Raw genomic sequence first — 21383 nt, forward strand, 5'->3', positions numbered from 1 at the left:
TAGCTGGAAGCAGCAGGTCAGGATAGATTAATGATTACAAAAATACTGACATCGATATTTGGTAGCAGAAACGATCGTTTTATTAAAAAATTAAATAAAGTTGTCACCCAAATTAATGGGTTGGAAGCAAGCTTAGAAGCACTAAGCGATGATGAATTAAAAGCTAAAACGGAAGAATTTCGTAAGCGTTTAGCTGAGGGTGAAACTTTAGATAGTTTACTGCCAGAGGCTTTTGCTGTTTGTCGAGAAGCTTCAAAGCGTGTGCTAGGCATGCGTCATTTTGATGTTCAGTTATTAGGTGGCATGGTGCTGCACCAAGGTAAAATCGCTGAAATGCGTACAGGTGAAGGTAAAACTTTAACTGCGACTTTACCGACATATCTAAATGGTTTGTCAGGCCACGTACATGTGGTAACGGTAAATGATTACTTAGCTTACCGTGATTCTAACTGGAGCCGTCCATTATTCGAATTTCTAGGATTAACCGTTGGCTGCAATATCCCGGGTATGGGGCCTGTTGAAAAGCGTCAGGCATATGAAGCTGATGTAACCTATGGGACCAATAACGAATTTGGCTTTGATTATTTACGTGACAATATGGCATTTAGTGCCGAAGAGCGTGTTCAAAGCGAATTGAAATTTGCAGTGGTCGATGAAGTCGACTCAATTTTAATTGATGAAGCTCGAACGCCATTAGTCATTTCTGGCCCTGCAGAAGATAGTTCAGTTTTATATCAACAAATTAATCAAATTGTTCCACAATTAATTGAAGCGGATAAAGAAGATTCTGAAGAAGAAGAAAGTGAAGGGCATTTCACTATCGACGAAAAGTCTAAGCAGGTTCATCTAACGGAAAAAGGCCAAATCGCCGTTGAAGAAATATTAATTGCCAACAAAGTATTAGATGAAGGTGATTCATTATACAACGCGGCTAACATTGGTTTATTAGCCCATGTTAATGCTGCATTGCGTGCGCACAAGCTCTACCACAAAGACGTTGATTATTTAGTGAAAGATCAACAAATAGTCATTGTTGATGAGCATACTGGTCGTACAATGGAAGGTCGTCGTTGGTCAGAAGGATTACACCAAGCGATTGAAGCAAAAGAAGGTGTGCAAATTCAAAACGAAAACCAAACTTTGGCATCTATTACCTTCCAGAATTACTTCCGTTTGTACAGCAAGTTATCGGGGATGACGGGTACGGCGGACACTGAAGCGTTTGAATTCAACTATATATACGGTTTAGAAACCATTATTTTGCCAACCAATCGCCCGATGATCCGTAAAGATTATCCTGATTTGGTTTATCTGACAGCAGAAGAAAAATACGAAGCGATTGTTGAAGATATCAAACAATGTGTCGATGAAGGCCGTCCAGTGTTGGTGGGTACTATTTCTATCGAAAACTCAGAATTATTATCTCGTGTTCTGAAAAAAGCCAAGATTAAGCACCAAGTGTTAAATGCTAAATATCATGCTAAAGAAGCTGAAATTGTTGCGCTTGCTGGTCGTCCTGGTGCGGTAACTATTGCAACCAACATGGCGGGTCGTGGTACTGATATTGTATTGGGTGGCAACCCTGATATTGAAATTGAAAAACTCAATAGTCCAAGCGAAGAACAAGTTGATAAAATCAAACAAGATTGGAAATCTCGCCATGATGCAGTTGTTGCGGCTGGTGGTTTGCACATTATAGGGACCGAGCGCCACGAATCTCGCCGAATCGATAACCAGTTACGCGGTCGAGCCGGTCGACAAGGTGACCCTGGTTCGTCACGTTTCTACTTATCTATGGAAGATGCGTTGATGCGAATTTTTGCCAGCGACCGTGTGTCAGGGCTAATGAAAAAACTTGGCATGGAGCGTGGTGAAGCTATTGAACATCCATGGGTTACAAAAGCAATTGAAAATGCCCAACGTAAAGTTGAAGCGCGTAACTTTGATATTCGTAAACAATTGCTTGAATACGATGATGTTGCCAATGATCAGCGTAAAGTTGTCTATCAGCAACGAAACGAATTAATGAATGAAAATGACATTAGCGACACTATTAATGTGATTCGGGCTGATGTCTTAAGTTCGACTATAGACGCATATATTCCACCTCAATCTGTGGAAGAAATGTGGGATATTGCTGGGTTAACTGAACGTTTAAGAGCAGATTTTACCCTAGAGCTACCGTTGCAGAAATGGTTGGACGAAGACAATAAATTAGATGAAGAGAAGTTGCGTGAACGCATTGCTGCTGCTTTAGACGAAGCTTATGCTGAAAAAGAAAAGCAAGTGGGTGCTCCTGTTTTACGCCACTTCGAAAAAGCCATTATGCTGCAAACACTCGATTCGCATTGGAAAGAGCATTTAGCCGCTATGGATCACTTGCGCCAAGGTATTCACTTGCGTGGTTATGCGCAAAAGAATCCAAAGCAAGAGTATAAGCGTGAATCTTTTGAGTTGTTCTCGCAAATGTTGGAAGCGCTAAAAGTTGAAGTGGTCGGTGTACTTTCAAAAGTAAAAGTCAGAGAAGAATCCGATGTTGAAGCCGTTGAAGCGAAACGCCGTCAAGCTGAATCAGCACCAAAACAATACCAGCATGAAAACGACGAAGCACTTGCTGAAAACAAAAAGCCAAAAGCTTTTATTCGTGAAGGGGTAAAAGTTGGCCGTAATGATCCATGCCCGTGCGGATCAGGTGAAAAATACAAAAACTGTCATGGTAAGTTAAGCTGATGAGCAAAGAGGTTCATGTTGCGGTTGCTGTGATTGTGCAGCAAAACGCACAACAAACTCAGGTGTTGATCGCTAAACGGGCTCAACACCAACACCAGGGAGGTAAATGGGAATTCCCAGGTGGTAAAGTAGAGAAAAACGAACAAGTTGACGACGCTTTGCGCCGTGAAATCGCCGAAGAGTGTGGTTTAGTAGTAGAGGCTGCTGAGCCATTAATCAAAATTGAACATGATTATGGTGACAAAAAAGTTGTTTTAGATACTTTTATCGTTACCCAATATTCTGGCCAAGCTCGCGGCAACGAAGGGCAACAAATTTTATGGTTAGATGTCTCTCAATTAGCCGACTATACCTTCCCTGAGGCAAATCAGCCGATTATCGATGCCATAAATAGCTACTTTGCCTAAAGTTATACTCTCAACTAAACTTGTTGCAGTCACAAATACTTGTAGCACACCCCCAACACACTAAAGTTTGGACTGTGGGAGCATCATCACACACAAATAGGGATAGATACCTTGACGCAACAACCTGGTCGTGGAAAGAGTTTTGTAAAACGAGTCTACTTTCCTAGAGTGATTGGTTTCGGTTTAGGCGCGTTACCTGTTGGCGCCGTGATATACCAGCAAGACTTATCCAATTTGTACTGGATAGGCGTAATTTTTTCTGCGTTTATTTGGCCCCAGTTGGCCTTTTGGTTAGGCATGCGTGCCAAACATCACTTCAAATCTGAATTTAACAGCCTATTTTTTGATTCCGTAATCGTAGGTTTTTGGGCGGCCGCAATGGGATTTAACATAGTCCCGAGCATTTTGTTGTTATCAGCCAGTGGTTTAAACAATATGTCAGCTGGTGGCGTGAAGTTTTATTGTATTGGTTGGGGGGCCGTTGCACTTGGAATTGCTGCTCATTTTCTTATTGCCCCTCCTTATCTGAATTTAACTTCGACGGAACTGACCATGATGATTTGTGCACCGTTGGCGCTGTTTTATCCATTGTTGGTTGGGTTCGTGACCTATCGGCTGTCAAAAAAACTCTCAGAAGAGCGAAAGATGGCGCTGTTGATGAGTCAAACCGATTCATTGTCGCAGCTGCCGAATCGCGGATTTTGGGAAGCTAAAGTTCGAGAAACATTCGAACATGGGAAAACTTATGCTGAAACCCCAGCGTTAGTTATGATTGATATCGACCATTTTAAAGCGATAAACGACAACCATGGCCATTTGGTCGGTGATAAAGTACTAATTGCTTTTTCTGATGCTTTAAAATCGTTTTTTAACGGTACAAATGCCATATTAGGACGGTATGGTGGTGAAGAATTTGGTGTTTTAATACCAAATGCCGATCCACACTCAAGCGAAGATATCGCAAATGCATTTAGGATTTTTTTACAAAAAGAGAGTTTGCAAACCTGCAAACAATTAAATATCAGTTTGACGGTTAGCGCAGGTATTGCAGTGTTAACCAGTGACATTAAAGATTTTTCGCAGTGGATTGATATTGCCGACCAGGCTTTGTACGATGCTAAAGCAAATGGACGTAACCAAGTCTGTTTAGCGCAGCAACAGTATGTTCCAAAACTAACGATTTAATATGGCTATTTAATACGTAGGGAAAAACGCATTATGCTCACTCAAATCATCAAAGTGTTTATTGCACTCAACTCAGAAAGCTCCCCGAGGCAAATCGCTTATGCGATTGCATTAGGGATGGTAATAGGTTTAACGCCTTTATTCAGTTTACATAATCTTATTGTTTTATTGCTGGCATTTTTAATTCGAGTGCATTTAGGTAGTTTTTTTGTCAGCTGGGGTGTTTTTGCTTTAATTGGAGCTTTAACTGCGCCACTGTTTGCTGCATTAGGACAAGCGTTACTCACAGAAAACGCCTTGCATGGCTTGTGGCATAGCGCATACCAAATCACTTTATTTAAACTGGCTCATTTTCATCATACTTTAACTTTAGGCGCTTTTATTATTGCTGGTATCTTGTTTGTGCCGATTGCAATGTTGACTCAAGTGCTGGTGGTTAAATACCGAGAGCATGTTATGGCATTCGTGATGAAATTAAAAATAGTGCAAATGCTTAAAGGTTCAAGATTCTATCAGTTTTACCTAAAAGTTCAGGGCGGTGGTGCATGAAAAAGTATCTAAGATGGCAAGGTTTTGTTGGTTTTATTGCGGTTATTGCCCTGTTAGCTGCCTGTGTTTATGTATTCGCGGGTACGCTGATTAAGTTTGCAATTGAGCAGGCAGGTAAACATTATTATGGCGCAGAAATCAATGTTGCCGAGGTGAATATAAATTGGTCTCCTGTGAGCATGGAAATTGTTGGTCTTCAAGTAACCGACAAGCAAAACCCAAATAATAATGTGGTGGAATTTGCTAACGCAATTGCAGCGATTGACCTGTGGCAATATTTGTTAGGGAAAACCTTAATTACTGACCTGCAAGTTACCCAGTTACAGTTTGATAGCCAACGTGCACAAGTGGGCGAGATTTATCTAGCGGATGAGCAAGCGAGTGAACAAGTACAAGATGATCAGCCGAGCAAAATCGATGAGGTCAAAGCATCTATTCCTGATGTAAAAACACTGCTGAATAATAGTGAGCTGATTACAGTTGAAAAAGCCAAGGCGCTGCAGCTCGCAGTAGACGAAGAAAAATCGAAAATTAAAGCGATTCAAGCTCAACTACCAGATAAAACTAAATTAAAACAATACGAAGCTAAAATTAAACGATTGACGGACGCAGAAGTTAGCAATATTGAAGATTTAGCCCAGTTAAAGCAGCAGCTAGATGAACTTAAAGCTGAGATCAAACAAGATAAAGCGATATTAAAAGCCGCTAAAGACCAGCTGAGTGATAGCAATGCAAAACTCAAGCATGCAAGCAAAGCGTTGAAAGATGCGCCAGCGCAAGATTGGCAGCAAGTAAAAGAAACTTACCAGTTAGAAACATTTGAAGCGGAAGACTTAGCACACATTTTGTTTGGTGAGTCAGCTAGAAGTTATTATCAGTATGCAGAAAAAGCTTATCAGGTGCTAAAACCTTTTATTAACAAAGGTCAAGACAGTGCAGAGTCGACCGTAGAAAGTGTTGGCCAGTTTATTCATTTTGACGAAGAAAATCCAATACCAGATTGGATAATTGAACAAGGTAAAATAGAACTGCTTAATGCCAAAGGAACCATTTGGTTAACCCTTGAAGATATTCATGTACAACATTGGAAAAAAACAGGTGCAAGCCGATTGACCGCTTATTCCGACTCATTTGCGCAAGGCAGCCTGCAAGGCAAAGTTGACTATTGGGTAGCAGAAGATTCGAGTATAACCAGTGAAGCTGATTGGCAATTTGACCAGCTAAAGGTTGCTAAAGACACAAGTTCAAATGCTAAATTTAGCCTACAACAAACTGTCTTAACGGGTAAAGGTGAGATGGCATATCAGGCAGGCTCGCTTGACGCTAATACGGTACTTGATTTAATTCAGCCTGAGTTTTCCACTAGCTCCTCTTCTCGTTGGATGAAGCAGGTAATTGCTGCTTTAAATCAACAAGAGGCGATTCCAGCTGAGATTAATTTAACCGGCCCTGTCAGTTCACCAAGCTTTAACATTAATTCAGCGCTAGACAATATAGTTAAAGATAGCGTCAAAGCGTCGGCAAATGCCGAGCTAGATAAGTTAAAAGCAGAGTACCAAAGTCAGCTCAATGCGAAAATGGCTGACAAATTGGATATGTCAGAGCAGCAGCTAGCGCAAATTGGTGACTTATCGGATTGGATAGATGATACCGAAGGTAGTTTACAAAAGTTGTTGGATGCTAAGATTGACTCGTTTAAAGAAAAACAGAAAGACAAACTCAAAGATAAGGTTAAAGACAAACTTAGCAAATTCTTTTAACGGATAAGTTATCCCATATCACCTAGGGTACATTGCAGCATACTGATTGCAGCTAAGCCGGCGGTTTCAGTTCTAAGTACCCTAGGTCCCATCAAAATGTCGGTAAAACCATGCTCGCGCGCTAACTCTATCTCTTCGTCACTTAATCCACCCTCAGGGCCTATAAGCAACTGAATATTGGTTTCGCTGTGGTTGAGCTGGCGAATACCAATCGGCGCTTGTGGATGTAAATTTAGCCTTAGGCCAGAAAAGGTGCTTGCTAATGCAGGTTTGATGTCTTGAATCTCTTTAACTTTTGGTACCACAGCACGACCACATTGCTCGCAGGCGGAATAAACAATTTTTTGCCATTGCTCTATTTTTTTAGCAAACCGTTCAGCGTTGAGTTTTACCCCGCAACGTTCGCTAATAATAGGTGTAATGCTACTAACACCAAGTTCGACCGCCTTTTGAATAGTTAGATCCATCTTATCTCCACGCGAGATCACTTGTAGAAGCTCGATTTTTAGCGGTGATTCAGTTAGGTTTTTCTCAGCTGAATGGATATCAACAGTGACACGTTTACGAGTACTTTCACTGATCACGGCGGAATAATCATAACCATCGCCATTAAACAACACCAGAGGGTGGCCAGGCTGTTGACGCAAAACTCTACCAACATGGTTAGCTGCATCATCAGATAGCTGGACAGTTTCACCAATTTTAAGACTGGTTGGATGATATATTCGGCTAATTCTCATAGGGATTCGTTGTTTGTAGTGGTGTTCAGATGGGGGAGTATAATACAAAAAAGCCGAAACATAGTTATTAACTCTGTTTCGGCTAGATAGGGTATATATTGGAAAGCTGATTATTCAGCTTGGCCGAATTCTACGCCTTTTTCAATGTCACCTTGTAATGTTGGTAACATGTCATCTAATGCTTTTTGTTCAAAAGCACTGATTGAACCATAGTCTAAAATAGCTTCAACGCCGTCTTTACCTAGTTTAACTGGTTGAGCGAAGAAAGGTGCATTGTCACCACTACCTTGAACGTATGCACATTCAATCACATCTTCGCCTTGTAAACCTTTAATTAAAGATAAACCAAAACGTGCCGCTGCTTGACCCATAGACAAGGTTGCAGAGCCACCGCCAGCTTTAGCTTCAACAACTTCAGTACCAGCGTTTTGGATACGTGTTGTTAAGCTTGCGATTTCTTCATCAGTGAAAGAAACACCTTCAACTTGAGACAATAAAGGTAAAATAGTTACACCTGAGTGGCCACCAATTACGTCAACTTTAATATCTTGAGTTGATTTACCTTTTGCTTCTGCGATGAAAGTTTCAGCGCGGATAACGTCAAGAGTTGTTACACCGAATAAACGTTTAGGGTCGTAAACACCTGCTTTTTTCAAAACTTCTGCTGCAATTGGTACAGTTGTGTTTACAGGGTTAGTGATAATGCCTAATAATGCTTTAGGGCATACATCCGCAACTTTTTGAGCTAACGATTTAATAATACCAGCGTTGATGTTGAATAAGTCAGCACGGTCCATACCAGGCTTACGTGCAACACCTGCCGAAATCAATACAACATCAGCACCTTCTAATGCTGGTGTGCAATCTTCGCCTGCAAAACCAGTTACCTCAACATCAGTTGGGATGTGGCTTAAATCTTTTGCAACACCCGGAGTTACAGGGGCAATATCATACAAACTTAATGCAGAGCCTGCAGGTAAGTTTAACTTTAACAATAGACCTAATGCTTGGCCGATACCACCAGCCGCACCAATAACTGCAACTTTCATTTTGTTCTCCATTTATTTTGGGGACGTGTAAAAATTTGCTAACAAAGATAAAAGATTGATAGGCAAATGACAATTACTCGTAGGCATTAAATCTATCAATCCGTTGTATAGTGACTATAGCAGCTATTAACCGAATCGAGTTACTGTTTGTTTTGATTTAGATAAGCGGTTAAATCGCCAACTTCAAGCATAGGTGCTGCATCTAAATGTTGTGCGTCCATCATTTGTACGACACGCTGTAATGAAGACAGTATCATTAACTGTTCCCATTCTTTTAAGTCTTTAAATTGACGAACAAAATGCTCTTGTAAAGGCAGCGGAGCTTCGCTTAATAATTCTTGGCCTGCATCTGTTAAGTAGGCATGTACTTTGCGTTTATCTTGGTTTGAACGCACTCGATAAACTAGCTCGCGTTTTTCGAGCCTATCCAAAATACTTGTAACTGTTGCTTGCGAAAGACTTACTTCGTTGGCAATTTCACCTATGGTTACTTCACCTTTTTCTTGCACTGCTCGCAATAACAACAGCTGTGGTGCGGTAATACCAGAAGTTTTTACCAATTGTTTTGAGTGCAAATCAGTTGCACGGATAAGTCGACGCAATGTGACCAATACTTCTTCAATGGGTTCTACTTGAGCCAAAATGTCTTCCACTCGTGATTGTAAATTATTCTGCATTATAAACATAAACTATAGCTTATTCGACTTCCGAAGATTGTTGGGCGGCAAGATCTGCAAAGTCGACTACTACGGTTAAGTCGTTTGCATCGTTAATTGTGCCTATTACCCAGGTTGTGTTGGGAGATGTGGTGTCTACACCTGTGTCAATTTCAGCTGGATCAAATTCAACAATTCGATCCACTTTGTCGACGGTTAAGCCAATTCTTTCCTGACGGTCGTTCTCTATGATTAAAATATTATTTTGTTGTGTAATATTTTTATCACAAAGTAATTTTTCACCACTAATGATCGTAATTATTTCACCTCTAATATTGAGTATGCCTTCTGCATATTCATTCGAGCCTGGAAAGGGGTTGCACGCTGAGTAGGGTATAACCTCCTTTATTTGTTGGATGTTACAGCAGTATCTCGTATCGTTTATTAGAAATGCTACCCATTTATTCAACTGAAACCTCCAAATGAAAAATTAACGCTGGATTTATTAATAATGTTTAGTGTACTATATAAAACAATATTTAGACATCTAAATATTTTTATTGAAAATAAATTGAGATATTAATTGTTCGATATGAGTCGAAATCAAAATGAAAAAGGACAACTAAGCTTTCGTTGTCCAACAGCCGAAGATGGCTATGAAGTAAATCAACTAATTGCGGCTTGCCCGCCCTTGCCCGCCATTAGACACAAATTCTGTATATTGCAATTTATTGCAATGTGCTCACTTTTCTGAAACTTGTGTGATAGCTGAGCTTGAAGGTGAGGTTGTTGGTTGGGTATCTGCCTATATCAACCCGCAGCAAGTAAACACGATTTTTATTTGGCAAATGGCTGTATCTGAAAAAGCCAGAGGCCAATCTTTAGCATTCAAAATGTTAAATCATTTATTGTCTCGAGCTGTTTGTAGTGAGGTAACTCACCTTGAGACAACAATTACTAAAGACAATCAAGCTTCACGCTCTGTTTTTCGTAAATTGGCTAGTCAGTTAAATACCGCTTGCGCTGAGTCGAGTTATTTCGTGCGTGACATTCATTTTGGCGGTAAACATGCCGACGAGTATTTATTTAAGATCGGTCCAATTTCTACCAATGCTAAACGCATGATCAAAATTAAAGAGGAAACCTTATGAGTATCTTTAAACAGATGGAATCTAACGTACAGTGTTATGCTAACTCTTTCCCGGTTACTTTTAACCGAGCAAAAGGCGCGTATTTATATGACAACGAAGGCAATGCTTACTTAGACTTTCTTGCTGGTGCTGGCTCATTAAACTACGGTCATAATCAGGATGAATTAAAGCAAGCGTTAGTCGACTATATTATGCAAGACGGTGTTGCGCATGGTTTAGATATGCACACAGATGCAAAAGCAGCATTTATGCAAACTTTGCAAGACGTAATTTTGAAGCCGCGTGGCTTAGACTATAAAGTTCAATTTACTGGCCCAACTGGTGCAAATGCTGTAGAAGCCGCACTTAAGTTAGCACGTAAAGTAACTGGCCGTACTAATGTGATTAGTTTTACCAATGGTTTCCATGGGGTTACACTTGGTGCTGTTAGTGCAACTGGTAACCAACATCACCGAGGTGGTGCGTCTATTCCATTATCGGGTGTGACTCGTATGCCATACTGTGGTTATTACGGTTATAACGCTGACACCTTGAAAATGCTCGACAAACAATTGTCAGACCCTTCAAGTGGTATTGATGCGCCGGCAGCTTTTATTGTTGAAACAGTACAAGGCGAAGGTGGCTTAAACGTAGCAACTCCTGAGTGGTTGTTAGGTCTACAGAATTTAGCTAAGAAACACGGCGCACTATTGATTGTTGATGACATTCAAGCCGGTTGTGGCCGTACGGGTAAATTCTTCAGTTTTGAAGAAGCAGGTTTAAAACCAGATATTGTGACTTTGTCTAAGTCGTTAAGTGGTTTTGGTTTGCCATTGGCAATCGTTTTATTCAAACCAGAATTAGATGAGTGGGCACCAGGTGAGCATAATGGTACCTTCCGTGGTAATAACCATGCTTTTATTACTGCTAAAACTGCATTAGAAACGTATTGGGCAGACCAAGAATTTGAAAAAGAAATTCAGCAAAAAGCTGAATTAGTCCACAGCTATTTCCAATCAGTTGTCGATGAATTGGGTGTAACCCATGCTCGTTTAAAAGGCCGCGGTTTAATGCAAGGCATTGAATTTAGAACTGGTGATATTGCCGATAGCATTACCTCTCGTGCATTTGAGAAAGGTCTGATTATTGAAACTGCTGGTAATCAAGGCCAAGTGGTTAAGTGTTTCTGTCCATTAACTATTGAAACGCAAGACCTAGAAAAAGGCTTAAAAATTGTTGTTGAAGCAATTGCTGAAGAGTTTAATACTAGCTTGAAAATGGCTAGCTAGGCTAAGGTTTAGGAGTTAAAAATGATAGTTAGAGATTTAGCTAAAGCTGAACAGTCTGAGCGTAAAATTGTAAGCGAAGGATGGGACAGTACACGTTTAATTTTGAAAGATGACAATATGGGATTCTCATTCCATATTACGACCATCTTCAAAGATGCTGAGTTGCATTTACACTACCAAAATCACCTGGAATCAGTGTATTGTGTCTCAGGTACGGGTTCGGTTGAAGATTTAGCAACTGGCGAAGTTCATCAAATTAAGCCTGGTGTGATTTATATCTTAGATAAACATGACAAGCATATACTCAGAGCCACTACTGAAATGAAAATGGCTTGTGTGTTTAATCCACCATTAAACGGCAAAGAAGTACATGATGAAACGGGCGCTTACCCGTTAGAAGCAGAAACAGTAAGCGATTAATTCCCCTGTCTAGATAGCGACTGCCTTCAGAGCAGTCGCTACGTTATCCTTTCGACTAATTAAATAAATTTTATAGAGAACGAACAATGCAGGTTTCGAACAACCATACTGTTGAAAAAATTGGCGGCACTTCGATGAGCCAATATGAAGCGGTGCGTGACAATATTATTTTTAATCCAGCGCTGAAAAATCCTTATCAAAGAGTTTTTGTTGTATCAGCATATGCGGGTATCACCAACTTATTGTTAGAGCATAAAAAAACCGCTGAGCCAGGTGTTTATGGCCGTTTTGCTCAAGCCGAGGAAGATCAAAGCTGGATAGAAGCTTTTGCTTTGGTTAGACAAAAAATGTTGGATATCAACCAAGAACTGTTTGGTGATGGTCAATTAAAAAATAAAGCGGACAAATTTATTTTACGTCGTTTAGATGATGCTGAACGCGCTTTAGCAGATTTAAACAGCCTGTGTCAGCATGGCCATTTTGAGTTGGATGACCATTTAGCCAAAGTAAGAGAAATGTTGGCGAGTATCGGTGAAGCTCATAGTGCATGGAATATGGCGCACTTATTACAAAAAGAAGGCGTGAATGCGGTATTTGTTGACCTAACGGGTTGGAATATCGATAAAGCTGTTGATATGGATGAGTTGATTAAAGATGCGTTCTTTTCGCTTGATTTACGTGAATGTTTGCCAATTGCTACGGGTTATTGCCATAGTGAAAAAGGTTTAATGGCAACCTTTGATCGTGGTTACAGTGAAATGACCTTCAGCCGAATTGCAGTATTAACTCAGGCGAACGAAGCGATTATTCACAAAGAGTACCACTTAAGTAGTGCCGATCCTAAGTTAGTTGGTGAAGACAAAGTGGTTCCGATTGGTATGACTAACTATGATGTAGCAGACCAACTTGCGAACTTAGGGATGGAAGCTATTCACCCGCGTGCAGCTAAAGGGTTACGTCAATCAGAAATATCCTTACGGGTTAAAAATACCTTTGAACCTCAGCACAAAGGTACACTGATTACCTCAACTTACGTGAGTGACAAACCTAAAGTGGAAATTGTTGCTGGTCGTCAGCAAGTTTATGCGTTTGAATTGTTTGATCAGGATATGATGGGGCAGGTTAATAAATTCGATGTTAAGATTTTATCTATTATTAACGAGCTTAAAATCGAAATGGTCAGTAAAGATGTGACCGCCAATAGCATCACCCATTATTTAAGCTGTAACTTGAAAAAAGCTAAGCGTTTATTAGTGTTGCTTGAGAAATACTTCCCTGAAGCTGAAATCAACTTACGCAAAGTGTGCATCGTTTCAGCTATCGGTAGTGATATGCAAGAAGCGGGTATGTTGGCTAAAGCAGTTAAAGCAATCGCTGAACAGGGTATTAGTATTCAGGCGCTACACCAATCAATGCGACAAGTTGATATTCAATTTGTGTTAGACGAAAAGCACTTTGACCAAGCGGTCATTGCTCTGCATCAACACTTAGTTGAAACAGCGCCAGAGGTTTAATATTAAATACCGCACAACCCAAGTACGCGGACGCTCAAATAATTTTTGGGCGTTTGGCGTCAATATTTTTAAACCAAACCATCCTGACGTGCAAGCACTCGTGGAGGATGGTTTTGTCCCTCAACACTACGCATCTAAAGTTTGGCAATCAAACTTCCTACTGATGAATATTCTTAAAGACGTGCCATTTAAACGCCAACTAAAAGTACTTGAAATAGGTGCTGGCTGGGGAGCGCTAAGCGTTTTTATGAATAAGCATTACAACGCAGAAGTGATAGCCAGTGATTTAGATGAAAACTTAAAACCTTATCAGCAATCTTTAGCCGGGCACAATGATACCGAAGTGGATAGTCAAACAATCGCCATTGAGGATATCAGTGAAGCGATTCTTGATGACACCGACTTAATTGTCGCGTCTGATATTTGCTACAACAAAGACACTAAGCAAGCATTGCAACTGCTGGTTGAATCTGTGGCTTGTCGGAGTGATGTGGTAATGTTGCTGGCTGATATAGGCCGAAAAGCTTTTATGCAGTTGAGTGATGACAATAAAATTTTTCTAGATGTGGAGCTGCAAAATCACCGAATTGAGCAGCCTATAGAAATGGATGGTTACGTATTAAGTGTCAATTCGCTTGAGGGCGTATTATGTTAGTTAGTTTTATTGTTTTTTTAACTTGTTTTGCGCTTATTGGTTTAAGCTCAGCCAAGTTTTCCAGCAAAAGTAAAGATGATTATTATTTAGCCGGAAGAGGTGTTTCTGCCTGGTTAACAGGTTTATCTGCAGTTGCAACCAATAACAGTGGTTATATGTTTATTGGTGTTATTGGTTACACCTATTATGCCGGTTTGTCAGCGATTTGGTTGATGGTTGGCTGGATTGCTGGTGATTTAATTGCCTCTTTTTATATTCATCAAAAAGTTCAGCAGCACGCTAAAGCTACTGGGGCCGTGTCAGTTATGTCTCTGGTTAGTTTATGGCAAGGTGAGCATTTTCAACTATTGCGGCGTATTTTGTCGTGGACAGCGTTAATTCTAATGACAGCTTATGCCGCGGCACAGTTTATTGCAGGTAGTAAAGCTTTGCATGTGTTGCTTGATTGGCCAATCTGGATGGGGGCGATTTTAGTTGCGGTTATGGTCGCAGCATATTGTTTTGCAGGTGGTATAAGAGCATCGATTTGGACAGATGCTGCACAGTCTTTCGTCATGGTAGCAGCCATGAGTATTTTGTTATTTGTTGCAGTGACGCATATTGGTGGCATAAGCCAAGTGGTTGACGAGTTGCAACAAGTTGATGGCTTTTTTGACCTCACACCAGATGGACTGATTTTTGATAATCAACTGGGTGTTGTTGCCTTTGCGATAGGTTGGATGTTTGCTGGTTTTTCTGTCGTTGGTCAACCACATATAATGGTTCGTTTTATTGCACTAGATACTAAACAAAACATACGCACTATGCGGATGTGGTACTACCTCTGGTTTAGTGTTTTTTACGCAATGGCTACTTGTGTTGGTTTGCTGAGCCGAATTTTATTGGATAACCAAGCGACATTTGATGCTGAATTAGCTTTACCTATGATGGCGGTCGAACTCCTTCCTGGATGGCTGGTTGGGTTGATCCTAGCGGGCATATTTGCCGCGACTTTATCCACCGCTGATTCACTTGTATTGAGCTGTTCAGCAGCATTTTCGCAAGACTGTTTAAATAAACCTGTCACCAATACTAAAGTAATTAAGCTCATTACCCTCTCAATTACATTGATCACCTTGTTAGTCGCTATGTTTGCTAAACAAAGTGTCTTTACTCTAGTTGTTTTTGCTTGGTCGGCACTTGGTTGTGCACTAGCGCCTATGTTGATCGGTTTAATTCTTGGTTGGCGAGTTAACCAAATGCAAGCATTAGCCGTTGTGTTTAGTTCTGTGGCCGTTGCACTAGCTTGGCGACAACTCGATTGGCATAATCAAGTATATGAAGGGTTAGCCGGTATTTTAGTGGGGTTAGCGGTATTTTATTTTTGTAAAGCGACGGGTTCTCAAACAAAAGAGGCTGACTATGCGTAAAATTAATCAGCTTGTGGGTCTATTGATCCTGTGTTGTGCCAGTATACTGGCACAAGCGCACGCAGCTGAGCAAGCCTCTGAGTCTAAAGCCGAACAGGTTGAGAGACTTGAAGAAAAAATTGATAACCTACAGCAGCCACTCTACACCCCGTTTATCGAACGCTATTTGTTGGATGAGGTTAAAACAATTCGCCAACAGCAAATCGCGTTAGAAGCGCAATTTACCGAAAAGCTTGCGAATGCCAAACTTGAGTCATCTGACCGTGCATTGCGTTATACCGCAGACACTGTGAATAATGTGTTTTTTATCATTACTGCAGCGGCGTCGGTTTTGGTTTTGATGGGGTGGCGTTCATTGCGAGACATTAAAACACAAATCGAAGAGCATGTTGCCAGTAAGGTCAGCTCAGTCAGTTTAGAATACGAAAAACGCTTGGCTGATGTAGAAGAAAAGTTGAAACGGCGTTCTGAACAGATTATCTCAACCCAAGAAGAAATAGCCCGTGCAAATCAACTACACGCATTGTGGATGCGTTCCGGTTTAGAAAATAATCCGCAGCAAAAAGTTAAACTATACGATGAAATTTTAGAGCTCAATAACGATGATGTTGAGGCGATTACTTATAAAGCGGATGCTGTGTTAGAGCTAGGCGAGTGCGAATGGGCATTGAACTTGTCGACTAAAGCGATTGAATTAGATGAAGATTATGCACTGGCGTATTGGCAGCGTGCTTGTGCTTATGCTGCCTTAGGCCAGGTGGATGTGGCAGTTGAAGATATTCGTACCGCTTTGGAAAAATCACCAGCCTTATCCGCTGAGCTAACCCAAGAAACAATGTTTGAAACATTACACGAGGAAGAGAGTTTTAAAAGTTTGTTAAATTAGTTTGCGAAAATACTCCATTGAGTCTAGTCTTTATTATTAACCTGCTTAAAAAATGTTCAGGGCAGGTGACAGTTTTGGCGATGGATTAGAAGGAGTTTGATATGCAAATTACTTGGCAAGATATTTTTAGAACGGGTTTTGTTGTCTTTGTTCTAGTTTTGTTATATCAACTTGTGTTTGTTAAAGCTGCCTACTTTGATTGGCTTGCAGCACCTGTGGCTGCGGGGTTATCTATGGCAGTTATATGTTTGATAAAGCGATGTGTAAAGCACCCACGACCGACCTCTCAACATCAAATGGAATAATATAGTACAGGATTGTTTGACGTGTTTTATAATTCAAGGGCGCACTAAGCGCCCTTGTTATTTGTGCGGCAGGCTAATGTTGAGGCTTGTTTAGCAAGTCGGCCAAATCGTTTTCAACAAAACTATACTTGGTTAAACAGTATTCACATTTAACTTCTATTTTACCTTCTTCTTGCAAAATAGCAGTCAGTTCGTTTGGTTGAATACTGGCTAATGCATTGTAAGTTTTGTCTTTCGAACATCCGCAGTGAAAAGTAACTGACTGTGGCTCAAAAACTTTAACCCGTTCTTGGTGATATAAACGATAAAGCAAATCTTGAGCTGCTAAACTGAATATTTCGTCATGTTTTACTGTTGAGGTTAACTGGGCTAGGTGTTCCATATTTGCATCATCTTGCTCTTTTTCTTCACCTGGTAGTCGTTGTAGTAACATGCCTGCAGCAAGTGCTTGTTTGGTATCAGTATATAACCAAATATGGGTGTCCAATTGTTCAGACTGGCGGAAGTAATCTTGCAAACATCCAGCAATGGTTTCTTGTTCAAGTGCAACAATTCCTTGATAACGTTCGCCCTTTTCAGGCGTAATGGTGATTACCATAAAACCTTTATCACCGAATGCGCTAGACAAGTTCAGATCTTTTGGTGCTTCACTAAAGCGTGCAACACCACGTAAAGCTTGTTTGTCTGTACCGTTAATTGCAACGTACGATACAGGTCCATTACCTTGGATTTGCACAGCAATATCGCCCGTAAACTTTAAGGTGGCGGTCAATAAACTGGTTGCTGCGAACAGCTCTCCAATGATGTGCTTAATACTGTCTGGATAGTGGTGATTTTTCAGCATTTGCTGATAGCTTTCGGCAAGCTGTACAAGCTCGCCGCGTACATTCATCTCTTCAAATATATAGCGGTTTAATTGATCTGGCGTATTCATCTTTATTGTCCAAGTTTGTGCTGTTTAGCTTCAATAAGTTGGCGACGTTGTTTTTTGTCCGGTTTACTGTCAGGTCGAGGATTGACTGAATGCTGCAGTTTACGTAACTCAGCTTGTTCGCTACGTTTTTTAATGCTTTCTGCGCTTTCCTGATAAAGTTCTTGAGCTAATGGAGCACTTAAACGGTTGTCAGATAACCCTAAAACACTGATTTGTTTCTCATCAAAACCTTGTTGTATGGTCAATAGTGCGCCGACTTCCACAGTTCTACTAGCTTTGCATCGCTGACCATTATATTTAATTTTGCCATTTTCGATCATACTTCTAGCCAAAGAGCGAGTTTTAAAAAAACGTGCTGCCCATAGCCATTTATCCAAGCGCATTGCTTGGCTTGTTGGATTTTGTTTTGAACTTTTATTGCCCATCTACTTACTAACTACCAGAATTTAGCATTGAAAACAGTTATACCTAAACTACCCGTGAAACAACGTGCTTCGAGTAGATTGGCTATATTGTATCTGTTAAACTGCGTCCACAAAAGATATAAGCAGCGATGAATATTGGTTTAACACGGAATTCAGGTTGCAAATTTATTAAAAACGTAACATTCTGTTGCGACAATAACGGGCTACCGCATATTTTTCACTACGTTAGCCCATTTAAGGCATTAACAAATTTGGTTTAAATACTTTGCAAGACAAAATTCATCAGGGTTTAGAGTTAGCCAAAAAACTACCACAACAAAAATTCAGCTTAGCCGTTAGCCTATTATTGCTAATTTATATTGCTTGGCTGCTTGCTAATATTACTTGGAAGCTGTTCCCGCAGCCGAATGCGGCAGCGATTAACTTGCGCTCAGCTAGTACAGCTGCGGCTAATACCGTGGTTGCAGATATTAACCGAATTACTAACTTGAACTTGTTTGGTGATTATTCTGCGGCACCTGTTGTGCAAACTAGGCCGGTCGAAGATGCGCCTGTTACCACGCTCAACTTGAAGTTAACGGGTGTTGTACCAAGTTCTGATCCAGAATTAGCAGCCGCAATCATTGAAAAAAGTGGCTCGCAAGATGTTTATGGGTTAGATGAAAAAATTGATGGTACTCGGGCTGTCGTGCGTGAGATTTACCCAGACCGCATTATCATTGAGCAGTCTAGTCGCCGTGAGACCCTGATGCTTGAGGGTCAAGAGTATAGTGCGTTGGCCGCTGAATCAGCCCAAGAAAATAATCAAACGGTTGAAGTTGCAGTACAACCAGATACAACTGATCAAGCGAATATTTCTGGTGAAGACAAAGAAGCATTGGAAAATTTACGCGAAGATGCATTTGCCGACCCAGGTAAATTAGTTGACTATATCAAAGTTTCACCGGTTCGCCGTCAAGGAGAGCTGGTTGGATATAGGCTATATCCGGGAAAAGATCCCAAATTATTCCAATCTGTTGGATTAAATGCAGGTGATATCGCTATTGAAATAAATGGCTATGATCTGACTAACCTGTCACAAGCAATGCAAGCTATGGCGCAATTAAAGGACGCGCAAGAAGCAAGCATTATGGTCGAACGAGATGGCTCAGTCCGTCAAATATTTATCTCGTTGTATTAAAATGAATTTAAAAATGATTACGGAGCAAAAGGGCATGAGTATTAATAAGCGCCCAGCACTAACTAATAAATTATCTGCGCTAACTTTATCGGCTTTTTTGGCCTTCTCTGCACCTAATGTAATTGCAGCAGAATATTCACCAAACTTTAAAGGCACAGACATCAATGAATTTATCAACATTGTTGGTAAAAATTTGAAGCGAACTATTATTGTTGACCCTAATGTACGTGGCAAAATCAATGTTCGTAGTTACGATTTATTAAACGAAGAGCAGTATTTTCAGTTTTTCCTCAATGTATTGGAAGTTTACGATTACGCAGTTGTTGAAATGTCCAACGGTGTATTAAAGGTAATTCGTGACAAAGACGCTAAAACTTCAGCTATTCCGGTTGTTGAATCAGACGAAGGTGGTGATGGCGATGCCATGGTTACGCGTGTTGTGCAAGTGTACAACGTATCGGTTAAAGAGCTTTCTCCATTATTACGTCAGCTAAATGACCAAGCGGGTGGTGGTAATGTAGTGCACTACGACCCTTCTAACGTCATTATGTTAACTGGCCGAGCTGCGGTCGTTAATCGCCTTGCGGAAATTATTCGCCGTGTCGACCAGGCAGGTGACCAAGAGGTTGAAATCGTCAAGCTTAAATATGCGTCAGCCAGTGAAATGGTGCGTATTATCGATACATTAACCAAAAATTCAGCCAAAGACCGCACACCGGACAACCTGATCCCCAAAGTAGTTGCCGATGATAGAACCAATAGTGTTATTGTTAGTGGTGAAGGTAAAGCGCGCCAACGTACAATAGACATGATTATGCGCTTGGACAGCGAATTAGAAACCAACGGCAATACTAAAGTTTATTATTTGAAATACGCTAAAGCTGAAGATTTAGTAAAAGTTTTACAGGGTGTTAGTAGCAGTATTGCTGAAGATAAAGCAGGTGGTAGCAATAAGCGCAGTAGCAGCAGTAGTGCGCGTGATGTCAGTATCGACGCACACCCAGATAGCAATGCTTTGGTTATCACAGCTGAACCCGATATGATGCGTTCACTAGAAGCAGTTATTCGTCAACTTGATATTCGTCGCGCGCAAGTACAGGTTGAAGCGATTATTGTCGAAGTCTTTGAAGGTGACGGCTTTAACTTAGGTGTGCAATGGATAAGTGAAGAAGGCGGTATGGTACAGTTTACCAACTCAACACCAATTGGTGCTTTGGCTGTTGGTGCTGAACAAGCTAGAACACGTAAAGAACCAGATGATATCACTTACCGTACAGATGCTGCAGGTCAACCTATTTATGATGATGACGGCAACCGAGTTATTGCTAGTATTACCGAAGGTAAAGAAATTCAAGGTGACTTTGGTACCTTAGCTTCTCTATTGGGCGGCATTAACGGCACTATGGTTGGTGTGATTAAAGATGGCTGGGGTGCGGTTTTACAAGCGGTTACCACAGCAACCAACTCAAATATTCTTGCAACACCTAGTTTAACCACCTTAGACAATCAAGAAGCTTCGTTTATTGTCGGTCAAGAAGTGCCGACGATTACAGGCGCAACCGCGTCTAGCTCAAACACGAATCCTTTCCAAACGGTAGAGCGCAAAGAAGTCGGGATCAAATTAAAAGTTACCCCTCAAATAAATGAAGGGGATGCAGTTATGCTCACCATTGAGCAAGAAGTCTCAAGTGTTGCCGGCGCAACAGGTATCGATGTTAGTTTTAACAAGCGTGAAATTAAAACGACCGTGATGGCTGAAGATGGTGGCACTATTGTATTGGGTGGCTTAATTGATGAAGATATTCAAGAAAGTGTCTCTAAAGTACCTTTGTTAGGTGATATCCCAATTATAGGCAACTTATTTAAGTCAACCAGCAATACCAAACGCAAACGTAACTTAATGGTGTTTATTCGCCCAACCATTATTCGAGATGGCTTGAGTCAAAATAAAATCAGTCATCGAAAATATAACTTTATGCGAGCTCAACAGTTAGATCGTCGTGCAAACGGCAACTTCTTATCTTACAGCGATGATATTTCAGTTTTACCGGATTGGGATGATTCAATGGCACTGCCACCGTCATTCGAAGATTACCTGATAAAAAAAGGTGCACTAGACGAGTATCTGAAAAAAGATGAAGCGCAGCGAGATTAAAGCGA

At 40.8% G+C, this 21383-nt stretch carries 21 protein-coding genes; 15 read left to right on the top strand and 6 right to left on the bottom strand.

The genetic code is table 11. The features are described 5' to 3' along the window. The first annotated feature begins 30 nt into the window (after positions 1 to 30). From secA to DS2_RS05130, 5 genes are all read left to right on the top strand, one after another. Positions 31 to 2730, top strand: a complete 2700-nt coding sequence (secA, locus tag DS2_RS05110; RefSeq protein WP_035013573.1) for a preprotein translocase subunit SecA — start codon at positions 31 to 33, stop codon at positions 2728 to 2730. Beyond that, entirely contained in the window at positions 2730 to 3137 is a 408-nt protein-coding gene (gene mutT, locus DS2_RS05115; protein ID WP_035013574.1) for an 8-oxo-dGTP diphosphatase MutT, read from the top strand. The genes secA and mutT overlap by 1 nt, the downstream gene beginning before the upstream one ends. 111 nt (positions 3138 to 3248) lie before the next feature. Next, positions 3249 to 4322, top strand: coding sequence for a diguanylate cyclase (locus DS2_RS05120; RefSeq protein WP_081754195.1), 1074 nt, complete (start codon positions 3249 to 3251; stop codon positions 4320 to 4322). Between the two features lie 33 nt (positions 4323 to 4355). Further along, positions 4356 to 4871, top strand: a complete 516-nt coding sequence (locus tag DS2_RS05125) for a TIGR03546 family protein (protein WP_035013576.1) — start codon at positions 4356 to 4358, stop codon at positions 4869 to 4871. Beyond that, positions 4868 to 6631, top strand: a complete 1764-nt coding sequence (locus tag DS2_RS05130; RefSeq protein WP_035013577.1) for a TIGR03545 family protein — start codon at positions 4868 to 4870, stop codon at positions 6629 to 6631. The genes DS2_RS05125 and DS2_RS05130 overlap by 4 nt, the downstream gene beginning before the upstream one ends. A gap of 8 nt (positions 6632 to 6639) precedes the next feature. Here the strand turns inward: DS2_RS05130 and DS2_RS05135 are convergent, their stop codons facing one another. The 4 genes from DS2_RS05135 to DS2_RS05150 form a co-directional block, all read right to left on the bottom strand. Further along, a complete protein-coding gene (locus DS2_RS05135) occupies positions 6640 to 7371 on the bottom strand; it encodes a 16S rRNA (uracil(1498)-N(3))-methyltransferase (RefSeq protein WP_035013578.1) in 732 nt (243 codons plus the stop codon). Positions 7372 to 7481: 110 nt separating this feature from the next. Continuing rightward, positions 7482 to 8420 (bottom strand): malate dehydrogenase, encoded by a 939-nt coding sequence (gene mdh, locus DS2_RS05140; RefSeq protein WP_035013579.1) that lies wholly within the window; start codon positions 8418 to 8420, stop codon positions 7482 to 7484. A gap of 140 nt (positions 8421 to 8560) precedes the next feature. Further along, complete coding sequence (locus tag DS2_RS05145) at positions 8561 to 9097, bottom strand: MarR family transcriptional regulator (RefSeq protein WP_051479641.1); 537 nt, start codon at positions 9095 to 9097, stop codon at positions 8561 to 8563. A gap of 19 nt (positions 9098 to 9116) precedes the next feature. Then, positions 9117 to 9545, bottom strand: a complete 429-nt coding sequence (locus DS2_RS05150; RefSeq protein WP_035013581.1) for a chemotaxis protein CheW — start codon at positions 9543 to 9545, stop codon at positions 9117 to 9119. Between the two features lie 262 nt (positions 9546 to 9807). Between DS2_RS05150 and ectA the strand changes: the two genes are divergently transcribed. From ectA to DS2_RS05190, 8 genes are all read left to right on the top strand, one after another. Next, entirely contained in the window at positions 9808 to 10227 is a 420-nt protein-coding gene (gene ectA, locus DS2_RS05155; RefSeq protein WP_235188546.1) for a diaminobutyrate acetyltransferase, read from the top strand. Beyond that, positions 10224 to 11495, top strand: coding sequence for a diaminobutyrate--2-oxoglutarate transaminase (gene ectB / locus DS2_RS05160; RefSeq protein ID WP_035013583.1), 1272 nt, complete (start codon positions 10224 to 10226; stop codon positions 11493 to 11495). Before ectA ends, ectB begins: the two co-directional genes overlap by 4 nt. Positions 11496 to 11516: 21 nt before the next feature. Continuing rightward, positions 11517 to 11915 (top strand): ectoine synthase, encoded by a 399-nt coding sequence (locus tag DS2_RS05165; protein ID WP_035013584.1) that lies wholly within the window; start codon positions 11517 to 11519, stop codon positions 11913 to 11915. Between the two features lie 86 nt (positions 11916 to 12001). Continuing rightward, complete coding sequence (locus DS2_RS05170; protein ID WP_035013585.1) at positions 12002 to 13429, top strand: aspartate kinase; 1428 nt, start codon at positions 12002 to 12004, stop codon at positions 13427 to 13429. Next, positions 13407 to 14084, top strand: coding sequence for a class I SAM-dependent methyltransferase (locus DS2_RS05175; protein ID WP_035013587.1), 678 nt, complete (start codon positions 13407 to 13409; stop codon positions 14082 to 14084). Before DS2_RS05170 ends, DS2_RS05175 begins: the two co-directional genes overlap by 23 nt. Continuing rightward, entirely contained in the window at positions 14078 to 15493 is a 1416-nt protein-coding gene (locus tag DS2_RS05180; protein ID WP_035013589.1) for a sodium/proline symporter, read from the top strand. Before DS2_RS05175 ends, DS2_RS05180 begins: the two co-directional genes overlap by 7 nt. Then, complete coding sequence (locus DS2_RS05185) at positions 15486 to 16379, top strand: TPR end-of-group domain-containing protein (RefSeq protein WP_035013590.1); 894 nt, start codon at positions 15486 to 15488, stop codon at positions 16377 to 16379. The genes DS2_RS05180 and DS2_RS05185 overlap by 8 nt, the downstream gene beginning before the upstream one ends. A gap of 101 nt (positions 16380 to 16480) precedes the next feature. Then, on the top strand, positions 16481 to 16684 hold the full coding sequence (locus DS2_RS05190; RefSeq protein ID WP_035013592.1) for a hypothetical protein: 204 nt from the start codon (positions 16481 to 16483) through the stop codon (positions 16682 to 16684). A 73-nt stretch (positions 16685 to 16757) separates the two neighbouring features. Here DS2_RS05190 and hslO read toward each other — a convergent pair whose 3' ends face one another. After that, positions 16758 to 17618 (bottom strand): Hsp33 family molecular chaperone HslO, encoded by an 861-nt coding sequence (gene hslO, locus DS2_RS05195; RefSeq protein ID WP_035013593.1) that lies wholly within the window; start codon positions 17616 to 17618, stop codon positions 16758 to 16760. 2 nt (positions 17619 to 17620) lie between these two features. After that, positions 17621 to 18043, bottom strand: a complete 423-nt coding sequence (gene hslR / locus DS2_RS05200; RefSeq protein WP_035013595.1) for a ribosome-associated heat shock protein Hsp15 — start codon at positions 18041 to 18043, stop codon at positions 17621 to 17623. 265 nt (positions 18044 to 18308) lie between these two features. On the opposite strand from hslR, the gene gspC reads away from it, so the two are divergent. Then, on the top strand, positions 18309 to 19223 hold the full coding sequence (gene gspC, locus DS2_RS05205) for a type II secretion system protein GspC (RefSeq protein WP_035013596.1): 915 nt from the start codon (positions 18309 to 18311) through the stop codon (positions 19221 to 19223). A gap of 34 nt (positions 19224 to 19257) precedes the next feature. Continuing rightward, a complete protein-coding gene (gspD, locus tag DS2_RS05210; protein ID WP_035013645.1) occupies positions 19258 to 21378 on the top strand; it encodes a type II secretion system secretin GspD in 2121 nt (706 codons plus the stop codon). Positions 21379 to 21383: the final 5 nt, after the last annotated feature.

Source organism: Catenovulum agarivorans DS-2 (assembly GCF_000568405.1).
In the GTDB taxonomy this organism is placed as follows: Bacteria; Pseudomonadota; Gammaproteobacteria; order Enterobacterales; family Alteromonadaceae; genus Catenovulum; species Catenovulum agarivorans_A.

Coding starts and splice junctions, on each gene's coding strand:
- mutT (WP_035013574.1), top strand. CDS start 2,730: ATGAGCAAAGAGGTTCATGTTGCGGTTGCTGTGATTGTGCAGCAAAAC.
- ectB (WP_035013583.1), top strand. CDS start 10,224: ATGAGTATCTTTAAACAGATGGAATCTAACGTACAGTGTTATGCTAAC.
- DS2_RS05170 (WP_035013585.1), top strand. CDS start 12,002: ATGCAGGTTTCGAACAACCATACTGTTGAAAAAATTGGCGGCACTTCG.
- DS2_RS05165 (WP_035013584.1), top strand. CDS start 11,517: ATGATAGTTAGAGATTTAGCTAAAGCTGAACAGTCTGAGCGTAAAATT.
- hslR (WP_035013595.1), bottom strand. CDS start 18,043: ATGGGCAATAAAAGTTCAAAACAAAATCCAACAAGCCAAGCAATGCGC.
- DS2_RS05145 (WP_051479641.1), bottom strand. CDS start 9,097: ATGCAGAATAATTTACAATCACGAGTGGAAGACATTTTGGCTCAAGTA.
- secA (WP_035013573.1), top strand. CDS start 31: ATGATTACAAAAATACTGACATCGATATTTGGTAGCAGAAACGATCGT.
- DS2_RS05185 (WP_035013590.1), top strand. CDS start 15,486: ATGCGTAAAATTAATCAGCTTGTGGGTCTATTGATCCTGTGTTGTGCC.
- DS2_RS05125 (WP_035013576.1), top strand. CDS start 4,356: ATGCTCACTCAAATCATCAAAGTGTTTATTGCACTCAACTCAGAAAGC.
- DS2_RS05190 (WP_035013592.1), top strand. CDS start 16,481: ATGCAAATTACTTGGCAAGATATTTTTAGAACGGGTTTTGTTGTCTTT.
- DS2_RS05180 (WP_035013589.1), top strand. CDS start 14,078: ATGTTAGTTAGTTTTATTGTTTTTTTAACTTGTTTTGCGCTTATTGGT.
- gspD (WP_035013645.1), top strand. CDS start 19,258: ATGAGTATTAATAAGCGCCCAGCACTAACTAATAAATTATCTGCGCTA.
- DS2_RS05130 (WP_035013577.1), top strand. CDS start 4,868: ATGAAAAAGTATCTAAGATGGCAAGGTTTTGTTGGTTTTATTGCGGTT.
- mdh (WP_035013579.1), bottom strand. CDS start 8,420: ATGAAAGTTGCAGTTATTGGTGCGGCTGGTGGTATCGGCCAAGCATTA.
- hslO (WP_035013593.1), bottom strand. CDS start 17,618: ATGAATACGCCAGATCAATTAAACCGCTATATATTTGAAGAGATGAAT.
- DS2_RS05135 (WP_035013578.1), bottom strand. CDS start 7,371: ATGAGAATTAGCCGAATATATCATCCAACCAGTCTTAAAATTGGTGAA.